The organism is Nonlabens dokdonensis, assembly GCF_002162835.1.
Lineage (GTDB): Bacteria > Bacteroidota > Bacteroidia > Flavobacteriales > Flavobacteriaceae > Nonlabens > Nonlabens dokdonensis_B.
In genome coordinates, this window is sequence record NZ_MAAX01000167.1 from 1872 (window position 1) to 6185 (window position 4314).

A 4314-nucleotide genomic window follows, 5' to 3' on the forward strand; every position below is an offset into this window, starting at 1 on the left:
AGTCCAAATTTTCCTATAAGCGTATCTACACTATGCTGTAAGTCGCTATAATCTGGTTGTTCTTTTTTCATCTTGGCTGTGAATTGATTCTCACGTGCCAAACTACTAAAAGAGAGTTTTCAGGGGTTTGTTAATTGGTATTCAAAAAGTTTCGATGTGGTTTGTGGATAATTCCGCTTTAACGCTACGCTCTTCCTTTGGTCGTGAATCTCGCAAGCTCGCTTTTGCGAAAGCGAACTGAAAACAAAATGAGAAATAAAGATGAATAGCTTGTAAACTTTGTTAATTTTAGGAGCTGAACAACTTTGTAAAGCACTAAATGGCATTATTCCAGACATCTGTACTCAAAAAATATCTCGCACAACAGGACACAAACGCAGTAGATAAGGCATATCGCAAGTACACCAAATTCTTTCTCAACCTTGAGATACAGCAAAATATAGACAAGAGTAACGAGGAGCAAATACAGGCTACTTTTCTTACAGAACTCTTTGTAAACGTGCTCGATTATACGATTAATCCAAAACCCAAATACAACCTAACTACAGAATATAAAAACGAGAAAAATAACCGCAAGGCAGACGGTGCCATTATTACAGAAGAAAAAACAGTAGCCGTTGTAGAACTTAAGGGCACAAATACAAAGGATCTGGAAAGCATACGACGTCAGGCTTTTGATTATAAAGTAAATCACAAAGGATGCAGGTTTGTCATTACCTCTAATTTTGAAAAACTACGTTTCTATATAGACGATACGACAGAGTTACTGGATTTTGACCTATTTAATCTTACACGTGATGACTTTGGATTGCTGTATTTGTGTTTGTACAAAGACAATTTGCTCAAGGAGTTACCGCTTCAAATAAAGCAGGATTCGCTTATTAAGGAAGAAGAAATTACCAAAGAGTTTTACAAAGATTATTCGCTCTTTAAACGTGAGCTGTATCGTGATCTGGTAAAGAAAAACGGTAAAGTTCTTAAAGTTGCATTGCAGGAAGAGACTGGTATTACTGACAATGCAGAACATCAATCCGATCTTGAACGCCTGGAGAAAAACGTAAAACTCACTCTTTTTAAAAAGTCGCAAAAACTTATAGATCGTTTTCTCTTTATCTTTTTTGCAGAAGATCGCGGACTCTTACAACCTAATTATACCATAAAACGTCTGGCAGAATGGGACACCATACGCAAGCTGGATGTAGATGAGCCGTTGTACGATCGTTTTAAAAAGCATTTTAACTACTTGGATAAAGGCCGTAAGGGCGATGCAGAAAACAAAGAGATTTTTGCCTACAATGGTGGTCTCTTTAAACCAGATTCTATCTTGGATCGTGTGATTATAGATGATGATTTACTTTACCATCACACTAAAAAACTAGCGACTTATGATTTTGAAAGCCAAGTTGACGTCAATATCCTTGGTCATATTTTTGAAAATTCTCTCAACGAGATTGAAAGCATTAATGCCGAAATAGAAGGTGGCAACTTTGACAAACAGAAAAGCAAGCGTAAGAAGGACGGCGTTTTTTACACGCCTAAGTATATCACAAAATACATTGTTGAAAATACCGTAGGCAAACTATGTGATGAGAAAAAAGCCGAACTCGGTTTTAAAGAAGAGGAGTATTTTAAAGGTCGTGGTACTGGTAGAAAGAAGCGAAACGACAAGACCATACAAAAGCTAGTCGAAACGCTAGATACCTACCGTGACTGGTTGTTGCAGATCACTATCTGTGATCCTGCCTGTGGCTCTGGAGCATTTCTTAACCAGGCGCTGGATTTTCTCATAAAAGAACATCAGTACATAGACGAGCTTAAGACCAAAATTCTAGGTGGTGGCTTACAGTTTCCAGATATAGAAAACACCATACTGGAGAACAATATTTATGGCGTAGATCTTAACGAGGAGTCTGTAGAGATTGCAAAGCTATCACTCTGGTTACGCACCGCACAACCACGCCGTAAGCTCAACGATTTGAGCAGTAATATAAAATGTGGTAACAGTTTGATAGACAGCAAAACCATTGCAGGAGATAAAGCCTTTAACTGGGAGACCGCTTTCGCGAAAGTTTTTGCAAACGGAGGTTTTGATGTTGTGATTGGGAATCCTCCTTATGTAAGTCACGATAGAGTTGATCATCCAAAATACTTAAAAAAGCACTATTCAAGCTATCAGTCATTTGCAGATTTATTTTGTTACTTCTACGAATTAGGAATAAAAATCATCAAGAAAAATGGAATGTTATCATACATAACTTCTAATTCGTTTTTAAAAGCAGATTATGGGAATCCATTGAGAAACTTCTTAATTACCAATGGAAATATTGATCAGCTAATTAACATTGAGGATGCCCAAATTTTTTCTGATGCTGTGGTAAATTCCGTGATACTAGTTTTTAAAAAATCATCTGACAAGTCACAAAAAGCTACTATTGTTAATTCAAAATATGAGGTTAAAACTGACTTTTTACAATTCATTTCAGAAAATCAGTTTTTTTACTCTCAAAAAGACTTAGAATCGCTTTCTTGGACGCTTATAAGACCAGAATATTTAAAAATCACTCAAAAGTTAAAAGGGAACAATCCAACTTTAGAGGATTTACAAACAAAAATAAGGCTTGGTATTGCAACTGGCTCTAATCAAGCATTTCTAATAGACGAGGATAAGAAGAATGAATTAATATCTAAAGATTATAGAAGTGCCGAGATTATACAGCCAATTTTAAGGGGTCGAGATATATACAGGTACCATTATGAATTACCAGATCAGTACATTATACTCAGTAAAAACGGAATTGATATTCCAAACGATTATCCAGCTATATATGACCATTTAGAAAGCTTTGGAGATAAATTCAAATCACGTGGAGCAAAAGGTCAACATTGGACAAACTTAAGAGCTTGTTCGTTTTTTGAAGATTTTAAAGAAGAGAAAATTGTATGGATAGAACTTACCGACAGCGGTAGGTTTAGCCTTTGTTCTGAAGAAATTTATTTATTGAATAGTGCCTATTTCTTACTTCCACCAGATGGGATCTTATCCGGCTACTTACTATCAATTTTGAATTCAAAAGCGATGAAGTTTTATCTTCATCAAATAGCAAACACTAGTGGCGTTGGTACTTTTAGATATTTTAATATATATGTAAAAGAATTCCCCATTCCCGATGTTTCACAGGATCTTCAAGAGACTTTACACCTGAAATCTGACACCTTAAAAAATACCATTCTTGACTTCAAAAAATTAAACGGAACATTTACAAAGTATTTTAGATCAAATTATTCGCTTAAAAAAACATCACGCAAACTCGAAAACTGGCAAGATTTAGATTTTGGAGAGTTTATCAAAGAACTCAATAAAGCCATTAAAGCTACCAACAAATTGCGAGAAAAGCAAGGTCAAGCACCTGTTGCCGTACTTACCAAATCAGACGAGTTTGAATGGTTAGACCTCTTTGAGCAAAACAAGAAAAAAGCACAAGACCTACAATCACAAATCAACACCCTAGAGCAACAAATAGATGCAATGGTGTATGAGCTGTATGGATTGAGTGATGAAGAGATAAGGATTGTGGAGGGAAGTTAATTAGGTAATTATGAAAGAATCAGGTTTGTGGTATTTGCCAAATTCAACAAATAAAGTTCCTGGTAAACTTTATGTTGATAAAGACAAAGATCGTATCACTCTAAAATTGTATACAGAGAGTTATCTCAGCGGTAATCCGTTTAAATTTCCAACTTCTGAAAGAGAAGATGATTACATAGAACTTATTTTAGGAGATACCAATAGAGGTACATTGGGAGATCTTACACTTTTTGGTTGCTCATTTGCAAAGCTGGCACCTATTGCAGGAGAACTTCACGAGCTACATTATAGCATTCAATTTGTCTTTAACTATGTCCATATTTTAAAACGTTCTCATTTAAGGTTCAACCACGTCGAAGTACTGTTTCCCAATTCAGACAATTTTTATAATAGCTGGAATAGCACCAGAAGCAGTGTAGATGAAGAAAATCCAAAGGAAGAATACGTAAAAGTTTCAAGCACGCTGAAGATTAGCGATGAGTTAAGTATTGATATTGTAGATTCTAAACACCATACTATTTCATTAAGCAAGGATTATGAAGTAAAACATAGTAACCATTTAACCTTTAATTACAAACAGACAGTTGATATAGATAGAATTTATAAGGATTGCATTACGCTACAAAAGATGATGGAGTTTTCTGGCCGTAGGCAATTAGCATTTATTATTAAAAACGCCAAAATTGATTTTAAACACATTAAAGGACAAGAACAACATACCAATATCT

The 4314-nt window shown here is 35.3% G+C and carries 2 protein-coding genes; both read left to right on the forward strand.

Annotated elements, in window-relative coordinates:
* Nucleotides 1–319: 319 nt before the first annotated feature.
* Nucleotides 320–3586, forward strand: a complete 3267-nt coding sequence (locus tag A9Q93_RS10870; protein WP_303687428.1) for an N-6 DNA methylase — start codon at nucleotides 320–322, stop codon at nucleotides 3584–3586.
* A 10-nt stretch (nucleotides 3587–3596) separates the two neighbouring features.
* A partial coding sequence (locus A9Q93_RS10875; RefSeq protein WP_303687429.1) for a hypothetical protein occupies nucleotides 3597–4314 on the forward strand: 718 nt, incomplete at its 3' end.